The sequence below is a fragment of the Geodermatophilus sp. SYSU D00684 genome (assembly GCF_054050455.1).
Window position 1 is genome coordinate 110,420 of sequence record NZ_JBJGZI010000004.1, and the last position, 23,513, is coordinate 133,932.

Here is a 23,513-nt window from a genome sequence, read left to right on the forward strand (position 1 = left end):
CCCCCCTCCGGCGACGGTCACGGGACCGGTCAGGTCCACGTCCGGCCGCTGGCGGCCGGGACGAAGGAGCGGAAGGCGCGGTCGAGGTCCGCGCGCGCCGTCGGCGGGACCATCGGGTCGGCCGCCAGCGCGTACGGGTGGTGCACCCACTTGTGGAAGCAGCTCTGCCAGTAGCGGAAGGTCTCGTACTCGTCGGGCGTGCCCAGCGAGACGAAGCTGTCCAGCAGCAGCGCGACCACCGGGCGCCCGGCGGCGGTGAACCGCCGCACCAGGCTGTCGAGGTAGTACTCGCCGTTGACCGTCTCGTCGCTGGCCAGCAGCTCCTCGACGTCGGCCACCGCGCCGCGGGTGGTCGGGAACGTGAACGTCCCGATGATCACGCCGGCGGCGGCCGGGTCGTCCGGCGCCTCCTTGAGCCAGGTCTGCTGCACCCGGCCGACCTGCTCGCCGGCCGGCTCCCAGGTCACCCAGCCGTACTGCTGCGGCCGGCGGCGGGCCAGCCGGTAGCCGGGGGCGACCCACACGACCAGGCCGTCCTCGCCGGCGGCGGCCAGGGCGGCGTCGAGCGCGCCGGGCGCCGGGCGGGGCACCGCGTCGCAGGCGGTGACGGTGACCGGCTGGTCGGCGGCGCCGTCGAGCAGCGGGCGCAGGCCCTGCAGCGCGGAGTCGGCCTGCCCGCGGGAGAGCTTCTCCAGCTCCACGACCTCGGCGCCCTGGGCGCGGGCCAGTCGGGCCACCTCGCCGCCGTCGCCGAGGTCGGCGCGGGTGACCACGACCGACCGGGAGCCGGGGACGGCGAGCAGCGCGTGCTCGAGCAGGGTCCGCCCGGCGACGTCGAGCAGCGGCTTGGGCCGGTCGTAGCCGAGGTCGGCGAAGCGCTTGCCGGCGCCGCTGGCGAGCACCACGCGGGCGGCGCCGGGCTGCGGGGCGGCCGGGCCGCGGGTCCAGTGCGCGAGCGCCGTCGACCACTCGCGGTACTCCTCGAGGTCCTGCGGGGTGCCCCACTGCATGAAGTGCTGCAGCTCGTACACGCCGATGGTCAGGCCCATGTCGAGGACGCTCTTGTAGGTCAGGCTGAGGTAGTACTCGCCGTTGAGGTCGTAGCCGTGCTCGACCTGGTGGGCCAGCGCGTCGAGCAGCACCTGGCCGCTGGCGAACCCGTAGGTGCCCGACGAGGCGAACTCCTTGGCCGGGTCGTCGGTCCAGGGCTTCTTCTCCTGGATGTCGACGACCCACTCGCCCTCGAGCCTCGGGTAGGCGTAGGACGTCGAGTGCAGCATGTGCGGGTGGAAGCCGCGGTAGGCCGGGATGGCCCCGCCGGTCACCACGCCCGAGGACAGGTAGGCGGCGAAGTCGTCGGCGTCCCAGTAGCAGGTGAAGTCGCAGTAGTTGACGACGACCGGCTTGTCGCGGGCGATGTGCTCGGCGGCCTCCAGCACGGCGTGGCCGGGGCCGAGCTTGTGCGCCGCCACCTCGACGACCTTCCCGTTCGGCCGGCGCTCGAGCAGGCGCTCGCGCAGCCGCAGCCGGGGGTCGGCCAGGTGGTCGGCGTTGCAGATGAACACGACGTCGTCCCACCCGGGGAACATGTCGACGACGTGGTCGATGACGGTCTCGCCGTCCAGCTCGATCAGCGCCTTGGGCCGGTCGTAGCCGGCGGCGGTGAACCGCGAGCTGATCCCCGTCATGGGGATCACCAGCTGCGGGGTCACCGCTCCATCCCGCGTCGCCACTTCTCGGCCTCCCAGTCCACGAGGTCCGCGACCTCGTCGTCGTCCAGATAGCGCACCGGGGCCGACGGGTCGGCGTGCCGCGCCATCGCCACCAGTCCCCGGCCGATCTCCCGGGCGTCCGCCGAGAGGGGTCCGTCCACGACGACGCCGCCGTCGGGCGTCACCACGAGCGGGCTGCCCTGCCCCGGCGCGGTCCCGAAGGGCCGGCTGCCCAGGAACACCGCCGAGTCGGGCGTGAGCACGCCCCCGGTCAGCAGCCGGGTGGCGTCCGCACCGAGTGTCCCCGCCGGAGCCAGTGCCGTCTCGTCGTCGCCGGGGACCGGCCGGTCGTCGCGGCGGAGCGCGGCCTCGGCCTGGTCCACCAGCTCCCGGGCGCGGTCGGCCGTGGGGGCCGCGGTCAGCAGGCCGTGGTTGCCGAGGAGGAACACCGTCTCCTCGGTGGGCCCGGCGGCCTCCTGGGCGGCGAGGACCGCCCGCGCCAGGGCGATGCCGGGCTTGGCGTAGGGCACCCAGCCGACCGGCGCGACCTCGCGCAGCCGGTCGAGCACGGCGTCCGGCTGCCGCTGGGCCGCGGCCGCGACGGCGCCCACGGAGTGCACGTGGAAGACGAAGCGGTGCGGCAGCAGCACGTGCAGGGCGGTCTCGATGGACGGGCGGGAGGCCCGCTCGTCGGCCAGCTCGACGACGACGTGCCGCAGGTCCTCGACCTGCAGGACGTCCACGCGGGCGCGGGGGCCGTCGACCCCGACGAAGATGGGGCGCTCCAGCGCCTCGGCCAGCTTCGTCCCGGAGGCCTTGACCCAGACCAGGTCGCCGTCCTTGCCGCTGAGGTTGCCGCCGGCCCCCTGGACCAGGCGCAGGTCGTCACCGATGGCGGCGGCGTGCCGGTTCAACTCGGCAAGCGTCTCGCTCGTCACGTGGCGGCAACCTACCCGACCGGGTGTCACCCCCCGGTGACCCACGGGACTCGGCGGCACCCTCGGGGCGGCTGTGACGAACGGGACGGGTCCGTACCAGGAATCGGCCGCGACAGCGGGAGCCGGGCGCACCGCGACGGTATCGTCGCGAGTCGTGACCTCAGCGAGACCTGACCTCGTCGTCGTCGGTTCCGGCTTCTTCGGGCTGACCGTCGCGGAGCGGGTGGCCAGCCAGCTGGACAAGCGCGTGCTCGTCCTCGACCGACGCGACCACATCGGTGGGAACGCCTACTCCGCACCCGAGCCCGAGACGGGCATCGAGGTGCACGTCTACGGCGCCCACCTGTTCCACACGTCCAACGAGCGGGTCTGGCGGTACGTCAACCAGTTCACCGAGTTCACGAACTACCAGCACAAGGTCTACTCCATCTACCAGGGGAAGACCTACTCGCTGCCGATCAACCTGGCCACGATCTGCCAGTACTTCGAGCGCAGCTACTCCCCCTCCGAGGCCCGCGCGCTGGTGGCCGAGCAGGCCGGTGAGATCGACACCGCCGACGCGCAGAACCTCGAGGAGAAGGCGGTCTCCCTGATCGGCCGCCCCCTGTACGAGGCGTTCATCCGCGGCTACACCAAGAAGCAGTGGCAGACCGACCCCACCGAGCTGCCCGCCGCGGTGATCGCCCGCCTCCCCGTGCGCTACACGTTCGACAACCGGTACTTCAACGACACCTACGAGGGTCTGCCGAAGGACGGCTACACCGCGTGGCTGCAGAAGATGGCCGACCACCCGAACATCGAGGTGCGGCTGTCGACGGACTGGTTCGACGTGCGGGACGAGCTGCCGGCCGACGTGCCGACCGTCTTCACCGGCCCGATCGACAAGTACTTCGGCTACGAGGCCGGTGAGCTGGGCTGGCGCACGCTGGACTTCGAGACCGAGGTCCTGCCGATCGGCGACTTCCAGGGCACCTCGGTCATGAACTACGCCGACGAGGACGTGCCCTTCACCCGGATCCACGAGTTCCGGCACTTCCACCCCGAGCGGGACTACCCGGCCGACAAGACGGTCGTGGTCCGCGAGTACTCGCGCTTCGCCGAGACCGGCGACGAGCCGTACTACCCGATCAACACGCCCGAGGACCGCGCCAAGCTCGAGCGCTACCGCGAGCTGGCCAAGAAGGAGGCCGCGGAGAAGCGTGTGCTCTTCGGCGGCCGGCTGGGCACCTACAAGTACCTGGACATGCACATGGCGATCGGCTCGGCACTGAGCATGTTCGACAACCGCATCCGCCCCTTCTTCGACGAGGGTGGCTCGCTCGACGGCCGCCTCGACGACTGAGCCGACGACTGAGCCGAGGACTGATCCCCCCATGACGACGACCGCATCCCAGGTCGCTGACGCACCGGTCAAGCCGGACACCGTCAGCGAGCCGGCGGACACCGAGCTCACCCCGGACAAGGCCGTCACGCTGGTCCAGCGGGTCCTCATGCCGCGACCGGCCGACCCGCTGAAGGTCCGCAGCCTCTACCTCGACGAGGAGAACGCCCCGGTGCGCGTCCGGCAGGACGGGCGCCACTCCGGCACCATCGTCGCCGGCGCCGAGGTCTCCTTCGCCACCTACTTCAACGCCTTCCCGGCCAGCTACTGGCGCCGGTGGAGCGTGCTGGACTCGGTGGTGCTGCGGGTGACCGTGTCGGGGACGTGCCGCATCGACGTCCACCGCTCGAAGGCCGACGGCGAGTCGATGCACGTCACCGGCGTCTCGCACGCGGGCGACGACGAGCGCACCGTCGAGCTCGAGCTGGACCTCGCGCCGTTCATCGACGGCGGCTGGTACTGGTTCGACGTCACCGCCGAGAGCGACACGGTGGTCCGCGAGGCCGGCTGGTACGCCCCGCAGGCGCCGGCCGAGGAGCCGCGCCTGGCGATCGGCATCTGCACCTACAACCGCCCGGTCGACGCGCTGGCCGCGGCCCGCGCGCTGGTCGAGGACCCCGCGGTGCTCGAGCGCCTGTCACTGGTGACGATCGCCGACCAGGGCAACAACCACGTCAAGGACGCCGCCGGCTACGCCGAGGTGAAGGGCGCCCTGGGCGACCGGCTGCACGTGGTCGAGCAGCCCAACCTCGGTGGCAGCGGCGGGTTCGCCCGCACCATGCACGAGGCGTTCACCCGCAGCGACGCCACGCACGTGGTGCTGCTCGACGACGACATCATGATCGAGCCCGACAGCATCCTGCGGGCCCGCGCCTTCGCCGCCTACGCCAAGAGCCCGATGCTGGTCGGCGGCCAGATGCTGGCGCTGCAGAACCGCTCGGTGCTGCACAGCATGGGCGAGATCGTCGACCGCGAGACGTTCTTCTGGACCAACGCGCCGAACACCGAGTACCACCACGACTTCGGCAAGGAGACGCTGCGCGAGTCGCCGGACCTGCACCGGCGGATCGACGTCGACTACAACGGCTGGTGGATGTGCCTCATCCCCCGCGCCGTCACCGAGAAGATCGGCATGCCGCTGCCGGTGTTCATCAAGTGGGACGACGCCGAGTACGGCCTGCGGGCCTTCGCCGCCGGCTTCCCGACCGCGTCGCTGCCCGGCACCGCCATCTGGCACCTGTCCTGGGGCGACAAGGACGACGCCAGCGACTGGCAGGCGTACTTCCACATCCGCAACCGGCTGATCGCCGCGGCCCTGCACTCGCCGCACAGGCACGGCGGCAAGCTGTTCCGCGAGATGCTCAAGGCCGACCTGCGGTTCCTCATCAACCTGCAGTACTCCACGGTGGAGCTGCACCACCGGGCCTACCGCGACTTCCTCGCCGGCCCGGAGGCGCTGTTCAGCGGCATGCCGCAGTCGGTGGTCACCGCCCGCGAGGTGCGGGCCACCCACGCCGACGGCAAGGTGCTGCCCACCTCGGCGGACCTGCCGCTGCCCTCGATGCCGACGGCGAAGGCGGTGCGCTTCCGCCGGATCCCGGTCAACCCGCTGCAGATCGGCAAGACGCTGGTCAAGGCGCTGGTGCACAACGCCCGGCCGGTGGCCCCCGAGAACCTGGACACCCCGCAGCTGAACCTCGCGTTCCAGGACGCGCAGTGGTTCCTGCTGTCCCGGCTCGACAGCGCGACCGTGGGCACCGCCGACGGCCGCGGGGTCACCTTCCGGCGCCGCGACCCGGCGACCTTCCGCCGGCTGGCGGCGACGTCGGTGCAGCTGCTGCGCCGCATGTCCGCCGACTTCCCGGAGCTGCAGCGCCGCTACCAGGCCGCGGCCGGCGAGCTGACCTCCATGGACCGCTGGACCGAGGCGTTCGAGGAGTGGGGCTACACCCGCGTCTGAGGGACGCACCGAACGGCGAAGGGCCCCGACCGGATCGCCGGTCGGGGCCCTTCTCGCGTGCGGGGGCGGTCGTCAGGGGCGGGTGAAGCGCTCCTGGCGGCCGGCGCGGGTCAGCCGCAGCCACTCGCGCCAGCCGGCGCGGTCGCGGCGGGACACCAGGAAGAACCAGCCGAAGCGCACGGTCTCCAGCGGGCGCAGCCAGCGCATGCCCGGCTGGGCCATGAGGTAGCCGCGGTTGCGGTAGGTGAAGTACCGCTTGACGTCGTTCGCCGGGTACTGCGCCGACAGCCGCCCGCCGAGGATCGGCGCGAACTCCGTCGTCCCCTCCGGGTGCAGGTAGGCCGCCTGGGTGCAGGTGCCGAAGGGCAGGCCCGCGCGCAGCAGCCGCCGGTGGATCTCGGTCTCGTCGCCGCGGAAGAACAGCCGGTAGTCCGGGACGCCGACGACGTCGAGGGCCTCGGCGCGGAACAGCGCCCCGTTGAACAGCGAGGCGTAGGACGGCAGCAGGTCCAGGCCGGCGAAATCGCTGCGCCACCGCCGCCAGCGCAGCCCGCGGCGCAGCGGGAAGGCCAGCCGGTCGGGGTCGGCCATGTCGGTGACCAGCGGGCTGACCTCGGCCAGGCCGTGCCGCTGCGCGGCGTCCAGGAGGGTGGCGAGCACGGTCGCGTCGGCGGGCCGGCCGTCGTCGTCGGCGCACCAGACCCAGTCCGCGCCGAGGGCGAGGGCGTGCAGCATGCCGTAGGCGAAGCCGCCGGCGCCGCCGAGGTTGCGCCGGCTGGGCAGGTGGGTGGCCGACAGCCCGCTCGCCGCGACGACGTCGGCGGCCGACTCGTCGGGCCCGTTGTCGACGACGACGACGTGGTCGACGCGGCGGGTCTGGGACGCCAGCGCGGCCAGGCTCTCGGCGAGCAGCTCCCGCCGGTGCCGGGTGACGACGACGGCGACGACGCACTCCCCCGCGGCCGGGACCGCGGCGCTCACGCGGGCAGGCCCTTGTAGGCCCGCAGCACGTCGTCGAGGTCGCCCTGCTGCCGGATCCGGCCGTGCTCCATCCAGATGGCGGTATCGCACAGCTCGCGCAGGAACTCGTCGGAGTGCGAGGCGAACACCAGCAGGCCCGAGCGCTCGACGAGCTCGACCAGCCGCTGCTTGGACTTCTCGAGGAAGGCGGCGTCGACGGCGCCGATGCCCTCGTCCAGCAGCAGGATCTCCGGGTCGATGCTGGTGACGACGCCGAGGGCCAGCCGCACCCGCATGCCGGTGGAGTAGGTGCGCAGCGGCATGTGCAGGAAGTCGCCGAGCTCGGTGAAGTCGGCGATGTCGTCGACCCGCTCCTGCATCTGCCTGCGGCTCATCCCGAGGAACAGCCCGCGGATCATGATGTTCTCGAGGCCGGAGATCTCGGGGTCCATGCCGACGCCGAGGTCGAACACCGGCGCGACGCGGCCGCGCACCTCGGCGTGGCCGCGGGTCGGCTCGTAGATGCCCGACAGCAGCCGCAGCAGCGTGGACTTGCCCGCGCCGTTGTGGCCGACCAGGCCCACCCGGGCGCCGTGCTCGAGGGTGAGGGTGATGTCCCGCAGGGCCTCGATGACCGGGACCTTGGCGCCGCTGTCGATGTTGCCCCCGACCAGGCCCATGACGGTCTTCTTCAGCGACCGGCTCTTGGCGTCGAAGATCGGGAAGTCGACGCAGGCGTCCTTGGTCGTGATCCCGATCGAGCCGTCCGTGCCGGCCTCGTTGACGTCGTTCACGCTCACACCCAGTAGGAGACGCGGGACCGGTAGCGGCGCATCACGAACATCGTGAACGCCCAGCCGGCCACCGTGATGGAGAGGACGACCACCCAGTACCTCAGCTCCTGGTCCTGGCCCAGCAGCGGTCGCCGGATGATCTCCACGAAGTGCAGGAAGGGGTTGAACTCGGCCAGCCGCGCCCGCTCGGCGATGGCCGGGTTCGGGCTGTTGACCAGCTCGTCGTAGATCCACACGATCGGCGTCAGGAAGAACGCGAGCTGCACGACGCTCTGCGTGATCGGCAGGATGTCGCGGAACCGCGCGGTGATGACGCCGACGGCGAGGGAGACCCAGGCGCCGTTGAGGGCGAGCAGCACGAACGCCGGGAGCACCGCGACGGCCGTCCACTTGAGCGGCTGCGGGAACACCAGCAGCATGACCAGGTAGACGATCAGGTTGTGGGCGAAGAACAGCGTCTGCCGCCACACCAGGCGGTAGACGTGCACCGACAGCGGCGCGGGCAGGTGCTTGATCAGGCCCTCGTTGGCGATGAAGACCTCGGAGCCCTCGTTGATGCACCCGCTGATGAAGTTCCAGACGATGAACCCGACGAGGACGTGCGGCAGGAACCGCGAGAGCTCGATGTCGAACAGCCCCGAGTAGAGGATCCCGAGCGCCACGGCGGTGACCGCCATGCTGATGGTGATCCAGATCGGGCCGAGGACCGAGCGGCGGTAGCGCTGGCGGATGTCCTGCCAGCCCAGGTGCCCCCAGAGCGTCCGCTGCTCCCAGCCGCGCCTGAGGTCCGCGACGGCTGCGGCGAGCGTCCGTCCGGCCGGTTGTGCGATTGCCACGGCGGTCCACGCTACCTGCGCGCGGCGGACCGGCCCTGGTACGGACCGGTCCGCCGGGACGCCGGGGTCGGGTGGGACCGCTGTGCCGGATGGGGGTCAGCGGTAGGCGACCGTGGTCTGGCCGGTGGTGCGGTCGTGGGTGATCGAGCCGCCCTGGAAGTCGGTGCGCCAGCCGGTGGGCGTGGCGATCGAGCCCGACACCGGGTAGCCCAGCCGGGAGTGCTCCCAGCCCAGCTGCACCCACCGCTGGTGCACCGGGCCGACGATCTCGTGGGTGCCGGTGGCGGGTGACCAGTACACGGCTCCCCCGCTGAACAGCGTGTAGCGCCCGTCGCCGTCGCGGGTCGGGAACTGCTCGCTGGTCGGCACGCCGAGCACGCCGGCCTCCGCGCCGAGGGCCGCCCACAGCCGGGCGGTCTCGCCGGGCAGCACCCGCGTGCCCGCCGCCGTCCGCACGATCGTGCCGCCCTCGAAGGTCTGCACCTGCTGGACGGCGGTGCCGCCGGCCAGCCGCCGGGGGCCCGACGTCGGGTAGCCGAGCGGGCCGTGCTCCCAGCCCTGCGCGATCCAGCGGAGGTACACGTCGCCGGTGAGCACGTGCACGCCGGCGCGGGAGGCGTAGATCGCGCCGTGCTGGAACTGCTGCCACGTCGCGTCTCCCCCGCCGGTGGGCAGGACGTCGCTGGTGGGCAGGCCGAGCGGTCCGGCGTCGGCGCCGCCGGCGTTCCAGGCCACCCGGATCGGGCCGGCGACGACGTGCACCCCGGCCTCGCGGCTGGCGTAGACGGCGCCGCCCTGGAAGGTCGTGAACCGGCCGACGCCGCCGGGCGCGGGCAGGTCGTCCGACGTCGGGTAGCCCAGCGGCCCCGCCTCGTACCCCTGCGCCACCCAGCGCCGGTGGACGTCCCCGACGAGGAAGTGGGTCCCGGCCGGGGACGCGTAGAGGGCGCCGTTCTCGAACGCCTGCCAGGTGGCGTCCCGCGCGGCGGTGGGCAGCGTGTCCGCGGTCGGCCAGCCCAGCGGGCCCTCCTCCGCGCCGGACGCCGCGTAGGCCGTGGCCAGCGTCCCCAGCAGGACGCGGACGCCGTGCGCCGGGGTGGCGTAGACCGAGCCGCCCTGGAACACCGAGAAGGTCCCGTCGCCGCCGGCGGTGGCGGCGGTGTCGGTGGCCGGGTAGCCCAGGGGGCTGCCCTCCCAGCCGAGCTCCACCCAGCGGGCGTGGACGTCGCCGGTCAGCAGGTGGACGCCGGCGGGTGAGTCGTAGACCGCGCCGTGCTCGAACAGCTGGTAGATCGCGTCGCCCCTGCTGGTCGGGAACGGGTCGCTGGTGGGGTAGCCCAGCGGGCCGTGCTCGTGGCCGGAGCCGGCCCAGGCGGTGAGGATGCGGCCCTGCACGACCCGGACGCCGTTGCGCGGCGTCTCGTAGAGGGCGCCGCCCTGGAAGCCGGTCCAGCGGGCGTCGCCGTCGCGGGTGGGCAGGGTGTCGGTGGTCGGGTAGCCGAGGGAGCCGTGCTCCCAGCCGAGCTCGACCCAGCGCCGGTGGGTCGCGCCCAGCATGTAGTGCGGGCCGGTGGCCGGCGACCAGTACATGGCGCCGTTCTGGAAGAGGTTGTAGCGCCCCTCACCCCCGCCGGTCGGGGAGGTGTCGGAGGTCGGGTAGCCCAGCGGGCTGCGTTCCCAGCCGAGCTGGGCCCAGCGGGTGTAGAGGTCGCCGAGGACGAACCGGGCCCCGGTCGGCGCCGACCAGTACATGGCGCCGTTGACGAAGAAGCGGTACCGGCCCTCTCCGCCGATGGTCGGCCACTCCGCCGTCGTGGCCGGGCCCAGCGCGGCGCGCGCGCCGGCGTCGGCGTCGTACCGGTCGGTGACGGGGGTCTGCGCCCCGGCGATGAGCCGGGCCGCCTTCTCGCGGATCTCGCCGAGGCGGGCGTAGCCGTACCGGCCGGGACAGGCGGTGGACCCGACGTCCCGGTGCCCGAACACGGTCGGCAGGGTCACCCGCACCCCGGCGGCGTAGCGCGAGGTGCCGCCCCCGCTGGAGGTGAGCGTCGTGGTGCCGCGCGGGTCGATGCGGAACAGCGAGAACTTCCACGCGATGATCGCCGCCACCGAGTCGACCATGACCTGCGGCGTCGCGGCGACGTCGAAGTTCCCGAGCATCGAGACGCCGAAGGTGCCGGTGTTGAACCCGCCGGCGTGGGCGCCCATGACCGTCGACGCCAGGCCGCCGTAGCGGCCCTCCCAGCGCCGGCCGAACCGGTCGACGATCACGTTGTAGCCGATGTCGCCCCAGCCGAGGCTCACCGTGTGGTAGCGGTAGATCGACCGCATGATCGCCGGCACCTCGTCGGCGGAGTAGCCGTTGGCGTCGGCGGTGTGGTGCAGGGTCGCGGCCTTGAGCGTGCTCGCGTACTGCGGCCGCCAGGTGCGGATCCGCTCGTCGGCGCCCCACTGGGCCCGGGAGTAGACGTCGGGCATCGCCATCGCGGCCTCGGCGGTGTCCTGGATGTCGGGGGTGCCCAGCGAGTCGTCGGCGTCGCTGGTCCCGGGGTCGACCAGGTCCAGCCGGACGTCCGCCGGCTGCGCCCCCGCCCGCGTCACCAGCTCCACCTGCACGCCGGTGCTCGGGCCGGTCCACAGCGGGGCGGTGCCCTGGCGGGGCTCGCCGCCCGTGCCGGCGGCCGCGCCGGGCTCGGCGTCCTCGCGGCCGACCTCGGTCCAGCCGCCCCAGTCCCCGTCCTCGTCCTGCACGCGGACCTGCACGAGGGTGTCGGTGACCGCGGGATCGGCCCGCCAGGTGACGCCGACCAGCGAGAACTCCGCGACGTCGGTCTCGGTCACGGTGAGCGTGGGCGCGCCGGCGGGGACGCCGGCCACCGGGTCCGTGGTGCCCTCCTGCACCTCGGCCCCGCCCTCCGGCGCGCTCACCGAGCCGAGCTCCAGCTGCTCGGTCGAGGTCTCGACGGGGACCGGCTCGGGCCCCGGGGCGGCGTAGACCGGCAGCACGAGCACCGTGCCGGTCAGGGCGACGAACGCGACGGAGCCGGCGAGCAGTCGGCGCACCGAGATGCCTCCTCTGGTCCTCGGACCGGGACACCGGTCCGGTCCTGGAGGTTCGTCACGGAGCACCCCGTTGTTGAGCCGGACGCGCCGGACCCGCGGGATCCGGCACCGCCGGGGCCCGTGTGACGGCCGTGCCGGGTGAGGTCGTGCGCGACCAGACGGGCAGCAGGTGCACGACGGGCACCCGCGACCCGGGACGGAGCGTTCCCCCGTGTCGCGCGACCACCGGCCGCTCCACCCGCCCCTAACCTCGGTCGGGTGAGCCGAGACCGCAACGAGCAGGGTGGCGCCCCGGGACGTCCGATCCCGGCGCGGCTCGACCCGCGCGCCGGCCGTCCCTCGCGCCCCCGCGCCCGGGCCGCCGACGAGACCGCGGGGCGCCGTGCCGGCCCCGGGACCGCCGCGCCGCGCCGCCGGGGCGCCGCTGTCGCCCGCGGCGTGGCCGCCGTCCTGTCCGTGGTCCTGCTCGGCGCGAGCGGCTGGGGCTGGTACCTGGGCCGGGTCGCCGAGGCGACGGTCAACCGCACCGACGCCATCCCGACCGACGGCAACTCCGACGCCGGGGACGCCGCCGAGGCGATGAACCTGCTGCTGGTCGGCAACGACAGCCGCGCCGACCTGACCCCCGAGCAGCTCGCCGAGCTCAGCGCCGGCGCGGACTCCGGGATCAACACCGACACGATGATCCTGGTGCACGTCCCCGCCGACGGGTCGCGCGCCTCGTTCGTCTCGTTCCCGCGCGACTCCTACGTCGAGATCCCCGGATACGGCATGGACAAGCTCAACGCCGCCTACGCCTACGGGTACGCCGAGGTGGACGACGCCGCGCCGGAGGCCGACCGGCAGGCCGGCGGCGCGCAGCTGCTCGTCCAGACCATCAGCCAGCTCACCGGCCTGCAGATCGACCACTACGCCGAGGTCGACCTGCTCGGCTTCTTCAACCTCACCAGCGTGGTCGGCGGCGTGGACGTCAACCTGTGCGAGGCCGTGGACGACTCCGCCTACTCCGGCGCGGTCTTCCCGGCCGGGCCGCAGACCATCTCCGGGGCGGACGCGCTGGAGTTCGTCCGGCAGCGGCACGGGCTCCCCCGCGGCGACCTGGACCGGATCGTCCGCCAGCAGGTGTTCATCGGCGGCGTGCTCCGCAAGATGCTGTCCGACGACGTCCTGCTGGACCTGGGCAAGCAGCGCGCGCTGATCCAGGCGGCGTCGGAGTCGCTGACCATCGACCAGGACCTCGACCTGCTCGACCTCGCCCAGCAGATGCAGTCGGTGACCGCCGGCAGCATCGAGTTCCAGACGATCCCGATCGTGGGCGACGACCGCGACGAGCAGGGCCGCTCGATCCTGCAGCTGGCCGACGAGGACGAGCTGCACGACTTCTTCGCCGAGCTCTCCGCCGAGCCCGAGGCGGCCGCCCCGGAGGCGCCGGCGGCGCCGGTCACCGTGGCACCCGCGGACGTGTCGGTCGCGGTCTACAACGGCTCGGGCACCCCGGGCCTGGCCGCGGAGGCGGCGTCCTCGCTCGAGACCGTCGGCTTCCCCGTCACCAGCACCGGCAACGCCGACAGCACCGACTACGAGCAGACGACGATCCGGCACGCCCCCGGCGACGAGGCGCTGGCCGCCACCCTCGCCGGGCAGATCCCGGGCGCCGTTCCCGAGGTCGCCGACGACGCCACGTCCGGCACCGTCCAGCTGATCCTGGGCTCGGACTTCAACGGCATCGGCCAGGCGACCACCCCGCCGACGGCGTCGCCGAGCGCCCCCGTCGAGCCGGCGCGCACCGCGGCCGACACCAGCTGCATCAACTGAGGCAGGCCCCTCCTGCCCCTCACCACCCGCACGCCCGCGGCGGGCCCCTGCCCGGGGGCCACCCGCGACGGCACCAGGTCCCCCACCGCGTCCGCGCGGTGGGGGACCTCGGCGCTCCCGGACCCGCCCGCCGCTGCCCGGCACGCGCGTGACGGGTGGGGCGACAGGGGCCGGGAACAGACCCGTCCGTCACGGTCGTCAGTTCTTGCCATCCCTGAACGTCTCGGAACCGTTACAGACTTGGCCTGCACTTCCGCGCGGTCCGGCCGAGGGGCCGCGGTGTGACCCGCGGGCCGGGCAGGGCCGCGTGGCCGAGATGGGGGACGATGAGCGCGACGCTGGACCACACCGGCAGGGCCGGTGTGGAGGACACGACCGTCCTCGCGCAGCCGACGCCCCCCGTCCCGCGGCCGCGGGGCCCCCGGCCGCCCGCCCGTCCCGCCGAGCGCGGCATGCGCGTCGAGATCCAGGGGCTGCGCGCGCTCGCCATGGCCCTCGTGGTGCTGTACCACGTCACCCCGCTGCGGGTGCCCGGCGGCTACGTCGGCGTCGACGTCTTCTTCGTCGTCTCCGGCTTCCTCATCTCCGGCCACCTGCTGCGCGAGGTGGAGCGCACCGGCCGCATCCGGCTCGGCCGGTTCTGGGCCCGCCGCGCCCGCCGCCTGCTGCCGGCCGCGCTGCTGGTCCTGCTCACCAGCGCCGTCGTCACGTTCCTGTTCGTGCCGACGACGCTGTGGGCCCAGTTCCTGCGCGAGATCGGCGGCTCGGCGCTCTACGTCGAGAACTGGCTCCTGGCCGGGGACGCGGTGAACTACCTCGCCGCGGCGAACGTCGCCTCCCCCGCCCAGCACTACTGGTCGCTGTCGACGGAGGAGCAGTTCTACCTCGTCTGGCCGCTGCTCGTGCTCGCGGCGGCGTGGCTGGCCGCCCGGCTCTCCCGCGGCCGCCGCGCCGTGCTGGCCGCCGTCCTGGGGACGGTCACGGTCGCCTCGTTCGGCTACTCCCTGTGGGCCACCACCCACTCGGTCTCCTACGCCTACTTCGCCACCCCGGCCCGCGCCTGGGAGTTCGGCGCCGGGGCGCTGCTCGCCCTGCTGTCCACCACCACCGGCCGCGACGGGCTGCGCCGCCTGGTCTCCTGGGCCGGCTTCGGCGCCATCGCCTACGCGGCGTTCGGCTACTCGCACGACACGCCCTTCCCCGGCACCGCCGCCCTGCTGCCGGTGCTCGGCACCGTCGCGGTCATCTGGGCCGGCTCGCCGCGCGGCGACTGGAGCCCCACCCGGGTCGCCGAGTTCGGCCCGGTCCGCTTCCTCGGCGACGTCTCCTACTCCGCCTACCTCTGGCACTGGCCGCTGGTGGTGCTGCTGCCCTTCGTCCTCGGCCACCCGCTCGGCCCGATGTCCAAGGCCGGCATCGTCGTCGCCACCGTGGCCGCCGCCTGGCTGACCAAGGTCCTCGTCGAGGACCCGGTGCGCACCAACGGCTTCCTGGACCGGCGCGGGTCGGGCACCACCTACCTGCTCACCGCCGTGGCGACCGGCGCCCTCGTGGCGACGACGGCGTTCGGGTCGTGGCACCTGCAGTCCCAGGTCGACGGCGCGCGCGCCGCCTCGCTCGCGCTCGCCGGCACGCCCTGCTTCGGCGCCCCGGCCATGGACCCGGCCAACGGCTGCTCCGGCGTGCACGCCGTCACCGACACGGTCAACCCGCTGTTCGCCAAGGACGACCTGTCGGCGGGGATGTTCTGCCTCACCAACGACACCTCCACCGAGGTCGCCCCCTGCCGGCACGAGGTGGCCGGGGCGACGCGCGAGGTGGCCCTCATCGGCGACTCGCACGCCGCGTCCTGGTGGGAGGCGGTGCAGGGCCTGGCCGACGACCAGGGCGTCGACGCCTCGCTCTACGTCCACTCCGGCTGCCCGGCGCTGGCCACCGCCTCGTTCACCGGGCCGAACATGGACCCGGCCCAGCCGGCCGCCTGCGCGGAGTGGGGCCGCGACGTCATCGCGACCGTCGCCGCCGACCCGGCGGTCACCACCGTGTTCACCAGCTACCGCTCCGACATCTACAAGTTCGTCGGGCCGGAGGGCGCGCTGCTCAACCAGTGGCCCGCCGAGGTCGTGCAGGACGCGCTGCGGCCACTGGTCGACGCGGGTAAGCAGGTGGTCGTGCTGCGCGCCGTGCCCACGACCAACGGGGTCTCCCCCGACGGCGTGCTGGGCAACCAGGAGGTGCCCGTGCCCGACTGCCTGGCCACCACCGACGACGGGACCGACCCGTGCGCCGGCCCGCGCGACCTGCGCGTCACCCCGGACTCCATCGCCGACGGCGTGCAGGACCTGCCCGGCGCCTCGGTCGTCGACCTCACCGACTCCTTCTGCGACGCCGACACCTGCCACGCGGTCGTCGGCGGGGCGGTCGTCTACTGGGACGGCAGCCACCTGACCAGCACCTTCTCCCGGTCGCTGGCCCCGGCACTGACCGAGGCCTGGCTGGGCCTGCAGGACGGCCGGGACCGGTGACCCCCGCCGACCTCCTCGCCGCCGCACTGCGGCGCGGTCCCGCCGCGCCGCTGGTCACCGCCTACGACGACGCGACCGGCGAGCGGGTCGAGCTGTCCGGCGCCACCCTCGCCAACTGGGTGGCGAAGACGGCGAACCTGCTGCAGGACGAGTTCGACGTCGGCCCGGGCAGCACCGTCGCCGTCGCCCTGCCGGTGCACTGGCAGACCGCCGCGGTGCTGCTCGGCGTGTGGAGCTGCGGGGCCGCCGTGCTCGACACCGCCGTCGAGGACGACGGCGGGATCGACGCCGCCGACGTCGTCCTCGCCGCGCAGGACCGGCTGGAGGCACTGGAGGAGCAGGAACCGCCCGAGCTGCTCGGCCTCTCGCTGCACCCGCTGGGCCTGGGCATGACCGGCTACGCCGGCCCGGCCCGCGACTTCGCCCTCGAGGTGCGCGCGCACGGCGACTCGTTCGCCCCGTACGTGCCACCGGACCCGGCTTCCCCCGGGCTGCTGGCCGGCGGGCTGGAACTCACCCTCGGCGGGCTGACCGAGGCCGCCACCGCGCTCGCCGGGCGGCTCGGCATCGCGGCCGGCGACCGGGTGCTCGTCGACGACGCCACCGCGGCCGAGGCCGGGCCGGTCGCCTGGCTGCTCGCACCGCTGGCCGCCGGCGCCTCGATCGTGCTGTGCCGCAACGCCGACCCCGCGGCCCTGGGCGGCCGGGCGGAGGCCGAACGGGTCACCGCTACGCTCGGCGTCCGGATCGAGGGCGTCCGCGAGCTGGGCCGGCCCGCCTGAGGGGGCGGGCGCCCGCCGCGCCGGAGGAGACGGTGGTCGACTGATGGACAAGGTCGTGGCGAGCGCCCGGGAGGCGGTGTCCGACGTCGGCGACGGCGCGGTGCTCGCCGTCGGCGGGTTCGGGCTCTGCGGCGTGCCGGTGGTGCTGATCGACGCGCTGCTGGAGCAGGGCACGAGGGACCTGACGACGATCTCCAACAACTGCGGCGTCGACGACCAGGCCCTGGGCGTGCTGCTCTACGCCGGCCGGATCCGCCGCACCATCAGCTCGTTCGTCGGCGGCAACAAGGAGCTCGCCCGGCTGTACCTCTCCGGTGAGCTGGAGGTCGAGCTCACCCCGCAGGGCACGCTGGCCGAGCGGCTGCGCGCCGGCGGCGCCGGCATCCCCGCCTTCTACACCCCCACCGGCGTGGGCACGATGGTCGCCGAGGGCGGCATCCCGGTGCGCTACGACGCCGACGGCAACGTCGTCGAGACCAGCGCGCCGAAGGAGACCCGGGTCTTCGACGGCACCGAGTACGTGCTGGAGACCGCGCTGACCGCCGACTACGCCCTGGTCCGGGCCTCGGTCGGCGACCGGCACGGCAACCTCGTCTTCCACGAGTCGGCCATGAACTTCAACCCGCTGGCCGGCATGGCCGGGCGGGTCACGATCGCCGAGGTCGAGGAGCTCGTCGAGCCCGGCGAGATCCGCCCCGAGCACGTGCACCTGCCCGGGGTCTTCGTCGACCGGGTGGTCGTCGTCGGCGCCGAGGGCAAGAGGATCGAGAAGCGCACCACCCGCCCGCGCCCGTCGGCCGCCCCGCCGGCCGCTGCCGGTGAGGAAGCCACGACGGAAGGACCGGATGACGTGACCACCCAGGGGCAGGCCCAGTGACCCTGACCCGCGACCAGCTCGCCGCCCGGGTGGCGCTCGAGCTCGAGGACGGCGCCTACGTCAACCTCGGCATCGGCATGCCGACCCTGGTGCCCAACTTCGTCCCCGACGGCGTGCACGTGGTGCTGCACTCGGAGAACGGCATCCTCGGCGTCGGCCCGTACCCGTTCGACGGCGACGAGGATCCCGACCTGATCAACGCCGGCAAGGAGACCGTCACGGTCCTGCCGGGCGCGAGCTTCTTCGACTCCGCGACCAGCTTCGCGATGATCCGCGGCAAGCACCTGGACCTCGCCATCCTCGGCGCCATGCAGGTCAACCCCCGCGGCGACCTCGCCAACTGGCTGATCCCCGGGAAGATGGTCAACGGCATGGGCGGCGCCATGGACCTCGTCCACGGCGCCAAGCGCGTGATCATCATGATGGAGCACGTGGCCCGCGACGGGTCCCCGAAGCTGGTCGAGGAGTGCTCGCTGCCGCTGACCGGCAAGGGCTGCGTCGACCGGGTGGTCACCGACCTCGCCGTCGTCGACGTCACGCCCGAGGGCTTCGTGCTGCGCGAGGTCGCGCCCGGCGTGTCGGTCGACGAGGTGGTCGAGAAGACCGGCGCTCCGCTGCGCGTGCCGGGCGACGTCCCCACCATGGCGCTGCCGGCCACGGTCTGAGCGCGGCACCGCTCCCCCGGTGACGTTCTCGGTCGTCGCCCACGACCCGGTCACCGGGGAGATGGGCATCGCGGTCTCCTCCTGCATCCTCGCCGTCGGCCGGGCGGTGCCCAGCGCCCGGCCCGGCGTGGGCGTCGTCGCGGTGCAGGCGCGCAGCCCCCGCGGCACCGGGCACGTGCTGCTGTCCGGGCTCGCCGAGGGGACCGCGCCGTCGGTGCTGGTGCGCCGCGCGGCGCACGCCGCCGAGGACCAGGACCGGCAGCTCGCCGTGCTCGCCCCCTCCGGGGCGGTCGCCGCCGACACCGGCCCGGGCTCCTTCCCGGTCAGCGGCCACCTGCTCGGCGAGGGCTGGAGCGTGCAGGGCAACATGCTCACCTCACCGGAGGTGCTGCCGGCGATGGCGCAGGCCTACGAGGCCGCCGCAGGCGGCCTCGCCGACCGGCTGCTGGCCGCCCTGACCGCGGGCCAGGACGCCGGCGGGGACCTGCGCGGCCGGCAGTCCGCGGCGCTGCTCGTGGTCAGCGGGGAGCCGGCCACCGAGGAGGACGACGGCGTGCGGATGGACCTGCGCGTCGACGACTCCGGCGACCCGGTCGCGCAGCTGCGGATGCTGCGCAACCTGCAGCGCGCCTACGACGAGCGCGACTACGAGACCCTCGCCCTGTTCGCCCCCGAGGGCGCGCGCGACCTCTACGCCGCGCTGGCCGCCTCCCGCCGCGGCGACCGCGCGGCGGCGCGGGCCGCGCTCGAGGCCGTCCGAGCCCGTCCCGGCTGGTCGGCGTGGCTGGCCTCGATGGCCGGCGACGCGCGGCTGGCCGCGGTCTCCCGGCTGCTCGGCTGAGCGGGCCGGTCAGCCGGTCCAGACGCCGAGGGCGACGGTGACCGCCCACACGGCGCCGAGCGCCAGCAGCCCGCGGTCGCGCAGCACGACCTCCTCGGGCGCGCCGGTGCTGCCGCGGTCGACGTCGACGGCGTAGCGCAGCAGGGCCAGGACGAACGGCGCGACCGAGATCGTCGTCCACGGGACCCCGCTGTCGCTGCGCATCTCGAACGCCCACAGGCCGTAGGTCGTGCAGGTCACGGCGGCCGACAGGCTCCACACGAACCGCAGGTAGCTCGCGGAGTACTCGCGCAGGCTGCGCCGGGTCTCCGCCTGCTCGCCCAGCGCCAGCAGCTCGGCGTACCGCTTGCCCGCGACCATGAACAGCGCCCCGAACGCCGCGACGAGGATGAACCACTGCGAGAGCGCGACGCCGGCCGCCGCGCCCCCGGCCACGCCGCGCAGGACGAACCCGGAGGCGACGCAGGCCAGGTCGATCACCGGCTGGTCCTTGAGCACCAGGCTGTAGGCCAGCGAGATGCCGACGTAGGTGGCCAGGACCGCGGTGAGCGCCGGCCGGGCCAGGATCGCCGCCGTCCCCAGGGACGCCGCCAGCAGCACCACGCCCGCGACGACCGCGACCCGGACCGGCACCGCGCCGGAGGCCACCGGCCGGGTCCGCTTGCGCGGGTGCCGGCGGTCGGCGTCGACGTCGCGGACGTCGTTGAGCAGGTAGAGCCCGCTGGCCGCGACGCAGAAGAGGGCGAAGGCCAGCAGGGTGGCGGCCAGGACGTCGGGCCGGACCACGGTGCCCGAGGCCAGCGGCGCGGCGAACACCAGCAGGTTCTTCACCCACTGCCGGGGCCGCATCGTGCGCCCCAGCCCGGCGAGGACCGTGCCCCCGGTGCGGCGGGCGGGCCGGGCCGGGGCGCCGCCGGTCACCCGGGGCAGGTCCGCCGCGACGTTCCCGGTGAACGCCGCCTGGACCGCACGGGGCCGGAGCTGCTGGTCCTCGACGTCCATGCGGCCTCCCCGGCGCTGCCGGAACGCACCGGACGGCCAGCGCGGGCTCGGCGGCCGTCCTCCCGGGCGGGACATGCTCCCGGAGCCTGGCCGGGAAACCCGCCCCCGACAATCCCTCGCGCCGCCGCGGGACGGAACGGTTCAGTCCGGGGCGGGGCCGGCCCAGCCCGGCCGGGTCACGCGGGAGCGCTCCAGGTCGTACGCGTCGCGGGCGTAGGGCACGTCGAAGCGCAGCACCTGCACCTGGCGGACCCCGGGCGTCCCACGCAGCCGGACGCCGAGCTCGGTGACGGCGGAGGTGCGCTCGACCGGGGCGAACACGCCGCCGCGGAACACCTGCCAGGTGTTGTCGACCAGGCCGTCGGTGGCGCCGTCCGGCCGCCACACGATGCCGTAGGCGGCCGGCTCGGTGACGCCCGAGCGCACGACGGGCTGGCGCTGGCACGGGAAGAGGAACGAGATCTGCCAGGCCACGGCCACCGGCGCGTCCGCCGGGAGGAGGTCGGTCAGGGGCACCTGCGGCAGCACCGAGGGGCCGGTGAACGCCAGCCAGCCGCCCCGGCCGACGCTCCGGTCGTCGGCCACCAGGCGCACGAGGCCGGCGCCGGCGTCGCGGGCGCCGCGGGCGTCCAGGACGAAGGTCCGCCACCGCGGGGAGTCCAGGCCGTCGGCGAGGTCCTGGGTGCGCAGCACGCGCGGCGTCCCGCCGTCGCCGGCCGGCTCGGCGTACTCGGCGCGCAACCCGTTGGCGCCGACGAGCCGGCCGGAGGCCAGGACGGCCGCCTCCTCGTCGTCGGCGGGCTCGGGCAGCGGGAACCAGGGCGTGACCTGCCCGCCGGTGGTGTCCTCGCCCCCCGGCCCGGTGAGGCTGCCCCAGCTCCAGGTGGCGGCCCCCTCCCCCGGCGGCGGGCCGGCGGCGAACCAGCCGCTCCCCGCGGCGAAGTCCGCGGGCCCCTCGGACGCCGGCCCCCCGGGCACCGGCGCCAGCGGCCGGGCCGCGGCGACGTCGAGGACGTCGGCGTCGCCGGCGGCGCCGCAGGAGCGGGCGAGCGGGTCGGTCAGCGCGGCGGCGCCCGGGGACCAGGTGTCCAGCGTGCGGAGGGCGGCCAGCGCGAAGCTCCCGGCCAGGTAGCCGGCCGAGGTGAGCAGGAGGACCAGCGCGAGGGCCGGCACGGCCACCGCCCAGGCCCCGGCGCGCCGCCACAGCGCCCGGACGGCGGCGAGCACGACCAGTGCCACGACCGCCCAGGTCAGCAGGCCGTCCAGGGCGACCGGGCCGAGGGAGGGCGGCTCGTCCGGGTTCGGCATCCCGGGCAGCCAGGAGTAGGGCCAGCTGTTCGGCCCGCGCATCGCCAGCGCGGCGACGACGACCCCCGAGCCGAGGGCGAGCGCCGGGACCGCCGGGGACACCGGGCGGTCGCGGGTCACCGCCCGGACCAGGCCCGGCACCGCGACGAGGAACAGCGCGAGGAACAGCGGCCCGAGCCCGGACAGCGCGCCGAAGTGGTGCGTCCACTTGCTCGGGGTGAACCACAGCAGCAGCAGCGCCGCGCCGAGCGACCCGGCGGCCAGCAGCAGCGTGGGCGGCACCCGGACGTCGCGCGCCCGCGCGGCCACCGCCAGGACGAGGAACCACAGCAGCGCCACGATCCCGGCGAGCACCGCCGTCCGCCGGGCGTAGGAGCCCATCGGGATCGACTGGAACAGGAACGCGTAGCGCTGCCACTCGTCGTACCAGGCGTCCTGCCGCTGGATGGACAGGAAGATCTCCTGGCCGCGGCGGAAGTCGTTGAGGGTGCCGTCGGCGAAGGCGGCGCAGACGGCGAACGCCCCGGGGGCGAGGACCAGCAGCGTCCGCCCGGTCGCCTCCGCCCGCCCGCGCCCGGCGGCCACCAGCCGGCCCAGCCGCGGCAGCGTGGCGACCAGCGGGGCGAGGGCGACGAAGCCCGTCGGGTGGCAGGCCACCGCCAGCCCCGCCGCGCCGAACGCGAGCCCCACCGGCAGCAGCCGGCCGGTGCGCAGCGCGGCGGCGACCGCCACCAGCGTGGCGAGCGCCAGGACGCCGACCACGGCCTCGGGCCGCACGCCGATGCCGTAGGGCAGCCACCAGGCGAGGAACGCGGCGGCCAGCAGCAGCCGCGCGGCGACCGGGCCCCAGGCGGACGCCGCGACCGCCGGCGGCAGCGCGCCGGGGCGGGCCACCAGCCGGCGCAGGAGGACCCAGGTCACCAGGCCGGTCACCAGCGACGGGAGGCGGAGCAGGGTGGGCGAGTCACCGAGCTCCTGCCACCAGCCCAGCAGCCGGTAGAACCAGGTGAACGGCGTGAACGACTGGTTGAGCAGCTGGTAGTAGTTCCCGACGAACCCGGTCTCCTGGGCGTTGCGGGCCATCGCGGCGTAGTAGCCGTCGTCGTCGGACGTGGGCGCGAGGAACAGCCACAGCACCGCCGTCGCGACGACGGCGACGTCCACCGCGGCTCCCGCCCAGCGGGCGGCCCCCCGCGGGCGGGCGGCGGGCGGCTCCGGTGCCGGCGGGCCGGACGGCGGGCCGCGGCGCCGGTCGGCCGCGGCGAGGGCGAGCAGCGCGGCGAGCGCGGCGACCAGCACCAGCCCGGCGAGGGCCAGCTTCGCCGGCGTCGGGGTGGTGTCGAACTGGTCGTCCACGGTGAGCGAGACCCGCAGGTCGCCGTCCGGGAGCGCGGTCAGGCCGGTGGCGAGGACGTCGACGTCGGGCAGCACCGTCCCGCCGTCGGGCGGCGCGAGGCCGGCCACGCGGGTGCCGTCCCGCTCCACGGTGAGGCCGTCCGCGTCCGCCGTCACGCGGTAGGTGCAGTCGCCGGCGGGGACCGGCTGGTCGAGCACCTCCGTGCCGCGGTCGACCACCCGCACCCGGCCGTCCGAGGAGGTGACCAGCAGGCCGTCGGCCCCGGCCGCGGGGTGTTCCGGCACGAGCGTGGAGAACACGACCCCGCCCGGGACGTCCGCCGCGGCGCGGACCGCGGCGCAGCCGACCCGCAGGTCCAGGGCCAGCGGCTCCTGGCTGGTCAGCTCGAGCATCGTCGACTCCGGCCGCGCGGGGTCCTGCGGCCAGGTGACGGCCGGGGTGCTCATGCGGACGGGGGCCAGCGGCAGGAGCACCGCGCCGAGGACGGCGACGAGCGCGGCCAGGACCCCGAGGCGGGAGAGGCCCGGGGAGCGCGGCGGCGGGGGTGGTTCCGGGTCCGCCACCGGGCGCGGTCGCGCCTCCCCGACGAGGTCCACACGCTCCCCCTGCTGATCGCTGTTGACCGGCTCCGGTCAGTGAACACCCCGACCGGGTGCCGCGTCGCCCCCTCACCAGGCGTTCCCGGCGCGCCCGGCAC

General features: G+C 74.7%; 16 protein-coding genes. 8 read left to right on the forward strand and 8 right to left on the reverse strand.

Going from position 1 to position 23,513, the window contains the following annotated elements; all coding sequences use genetic code 11:
- Window positions 1-29 precede the first annotated feature (29 nt).
- Window positions 30-1,712 (reverse strand): NTP transferase domain-containing protein, encoded by a 1,683-nt coding sequence (locus tag ACI79L_RS03995; protein ID WP_456935523.1) that lies wholly within the window; start codon window positions 1,710-1,712, stop codon window positions 30-32.
- Window positions 1,709-2,650 carry a class II aldolase/adducin family protein gene (locus ACI79L_RS04000; protein WP_456935524.1) on the reverse strand — a complete coding sequence of 314 codons (942 nt, stop codon included), beginning with the start codon at window positions 2,648-2,650 and terminating at the stop codon, window positions 1,709-1,711. The genes ACI79L_RS03995 and ACI79L_RS04000 overlap by 4 nt, the downstream gene beginning before the upstream one ends.
- A gap of 154 nt (window positions 2,651-2,804) precedes the next feature.
- On the opposite strand from ACI79L_RS04000, the gene glf reads away from it, so the two are divergent.
- Together glf and ACI79L_RS04010 are read left to right on the forward strand one after the other, a co-directional pair.
- Window positions 2,805-3,992 carry a UDP-galactopyranose mutase gene (gene glf, locus ACI79L_RS04005; protein ID WP_456935525.1) on the forward strand — a complete coding sequence of 396 codons (1,188 nt, stop codon included), beginning with the start codon at window positions 2,805-2,807 and terminating at the stop codon, window positions 3,990-3,992.
- A 31-nt stretch (window positions 3,993-4,023) separates the two neighbouring features.
- Entirely contained in the window at window positions 4,024-5,991 is a 1,968-nt protein-coding gene (locus tag ACI79L_RS04010) for a glycosyltransferase (RefSeq protein WP_456935526.1), read from the forward strand.
- Between the two features lie 72 nt (window positions 5,992-6,063).
- On the opposite strand, the gene glfT1 is transcribed toward ACI79L_RS04010, so the two are convergent.
- The 4 genes from glfT1 to ACI79L_RS04030 all read right to left on the reverse strand — a co-directional run bounded on the left by glfT1 (window position 6,064) and on the right by ACI79L_RS04030 (window position 11,644).
- Window positions 6,064-6,972: a galactofuranosyltransferase GlfT1 gene (gene glfT1, locus ACI79L_RS04015; protein WP_456935527.1), complete on the reverse strand. Its 909-nt coding sequence runs from the start codon at window positions 6,970-6,972 to the stop codon at window positions 6,064-6,066.
- On the reverse strand, window positions 6,969-7,751 hold the full coding sequence (gene wzt, locus ACI79L_RS04020; RefSeq protein WP_456935528.1) for a galactan export ABC transporter ATP-binding subunit Wzt/RfbE: 783 nt from the start codon (window positions 7,749-7,751) through the stop codon (window positions 6,969-6,971). The genes glfT1 and wzt overlap by 4 nt, the downstream gene beginning before the upstream one ends.
- Complete coding sequence (gene wzm, locus ACI79L_RS04025) at window positions 7,748-8,581, reverse strand: galactan export ABC transporter permease subunit Wzm/RfbD (protein ID WP_456935529.1); 834 nt, start codon at window positions 8,579-8,581, stop codon at window positions 7,748-7,750. Before wzm ends, wzt begins: the two co-directional genes overlap by 4 nt.
- A 96-nt stretch (window positions 8,582-8,677) precedes the next feature.
- The gene (locus ACI79L_RS04030) at window positions 8,678-11,644 is read right to left on the reverse strand and encodes an N-acetylmuramoyl-L-alanine amidase (RefSeq protein WP_456935530.1); all 2,967 of its coding nucleotides are present in this window, start codon (window positions 11,642-11,644) and stop codon (window positions 8,678-8,680) included.
- A gap of 258 nt (window positions 11,645-11,902) precedes the next feature.
- Between ACI79L_RS04030 and ACI79L_RS04035 the strand changes: the two genes are divergently transcribed.
- From ACI79L_RS04035 to ACI79L_RS04060, 6 genes are all read left to right on the forward strand, one after another.
- Entirely contained in the window at window positions 11,903-13,459 is a 1,557-nt protein-coding gene (locus tag ACI79L_RS04035) for an LCP family protein (protein ID WP_456935531.1), read from the forward strand.
- Window positions 13,460-13,785: 326 nt separating this feature from the next.
- On the forward strand, window positions 13,786-15,984 hold the full coding sequence (locus tag ACI79L_RS04040; protein ID WP_456935532.1) for an acyltransferase family protein: 2,199 nt from the start codon (window positions 13,786-13,788) through the stop codon (window positions 15,982-15,984).
- On the forward strand, window positions 15,981-16,766 hold the full coding sequence (locus ACI79L_RS04045) for a TIGR03089 family protein (RefSeq protein WP_456935533.1): 786 nt from the start codon (window positions 15,981-15,983) through the stop codon (window positions 16,764-16,766). Before ACI79L_RS04040 ends, ACI79L_RS04045 begins: the two co-directional genes overlap by 4 nt.
- 43 nt (window positions 16,767-16,809) lie before the next feature.
- Entirely contained in the window at window positions 16,810-17,643 is an 834-nt protein-coding gene (locus ACI79L_RS04050; protein WP_456935534.1) for a CoA transferase subunit A, read from the forward strand.
- Entirely contained in the window at window positions 17,640-18,308 is a 669-nt protein-coding gene (locus ACI79L_RS04055) for a CoA transferase subunit B (protein ID WP_456935535.1), read from the forward strand. Before ACI79L_RS04050 ends, ACI79L_RS04055 begins: the two co-directional genes overlap by 4 nt.
- A gap of 19 nt (window positions 18,309-18,327) precedes the next feature.
- Complete coding sequence (locus ACI79L_RS04060) at window positions 18,328-19,149, forward strand: DUF1028 domain-containing protein (protein WP_456935536.1); 822 nt, start codon at window positions 18,328-18,330, stop codon at window positions 19,147-19,149.
- Between the two features lie 9 nt (window positions 19,150-19,158).
- Here the strand turns inward: ACI79L_RS04060 and ACI79L_RS04065 are convergent, their stop codons facing one another.
- Together ACI79L_RS04065 and ACI79L_RS04070 are read right to left on the reverse strand one after the other, a co-directional pair.
- Complete coding sequence (locus ACI79L_RS04065; RefSeq protein WP_456935537.1) at window positions 19,159-20,151, reverse strand: decaprenyl-phosphate phosphoribosyltransferase; 993 nt, start codon at window positions 20,149-20,151, stop codon at window positions 19,159-19,161.
- Window positions 20,152-20,292: 141 nt separating this feature from the next.
- Window positions 20,293-23,379 carry an arabinosyltransferase domain-containing protein gene (locus ACI79L_RS04070; protein ID WP_456935538.1) on the reverse strand — a complete coding sequence of 1,029 codons (3,087 nt, stop codon included), beginning with the start codon at window positions 23,377-23,379 and terminating at the stop codon, window positions 20,293-20,295.
- Window positions 23,380-23,513: the final 134 nt, after the last annotated feature.

What these genes read in the sequence shown, in the direction of transcription:
- ACI79L_RS04010 (WP_456935526.1), top strand. Translation starts at nt 4,024, where the DNA reads ATGACGACGACCGCATCCCAGGTCGCTGACGCACCGGTCAAGCCGGAC.
- ACI79L_RS04040 (WP_456935532.1), top strand. Translation starts at nt 13,786, where the DNA reads ATGAGCGCGACGCTGGACCACACCGGCAGGGCCGGTGTGGAGGACACG.
- ACI79L_RS04050 (WP_456935534.1), top strand. Translation starts at nt 16,810, where the DNA reads ATGGACAAGGTCGTGGCGAGCGCCCGGGAGGCGGTGTCCGACGTCGGC.
- ACI79L_RS04065 (WP_456935537.1), bottom strand. Translation starts at nt 20,151, where the DNA reads ATGGACGTCGAGGACCAGCAGCTCCGGCCCCGTGCGGTCCAGGCGGCG.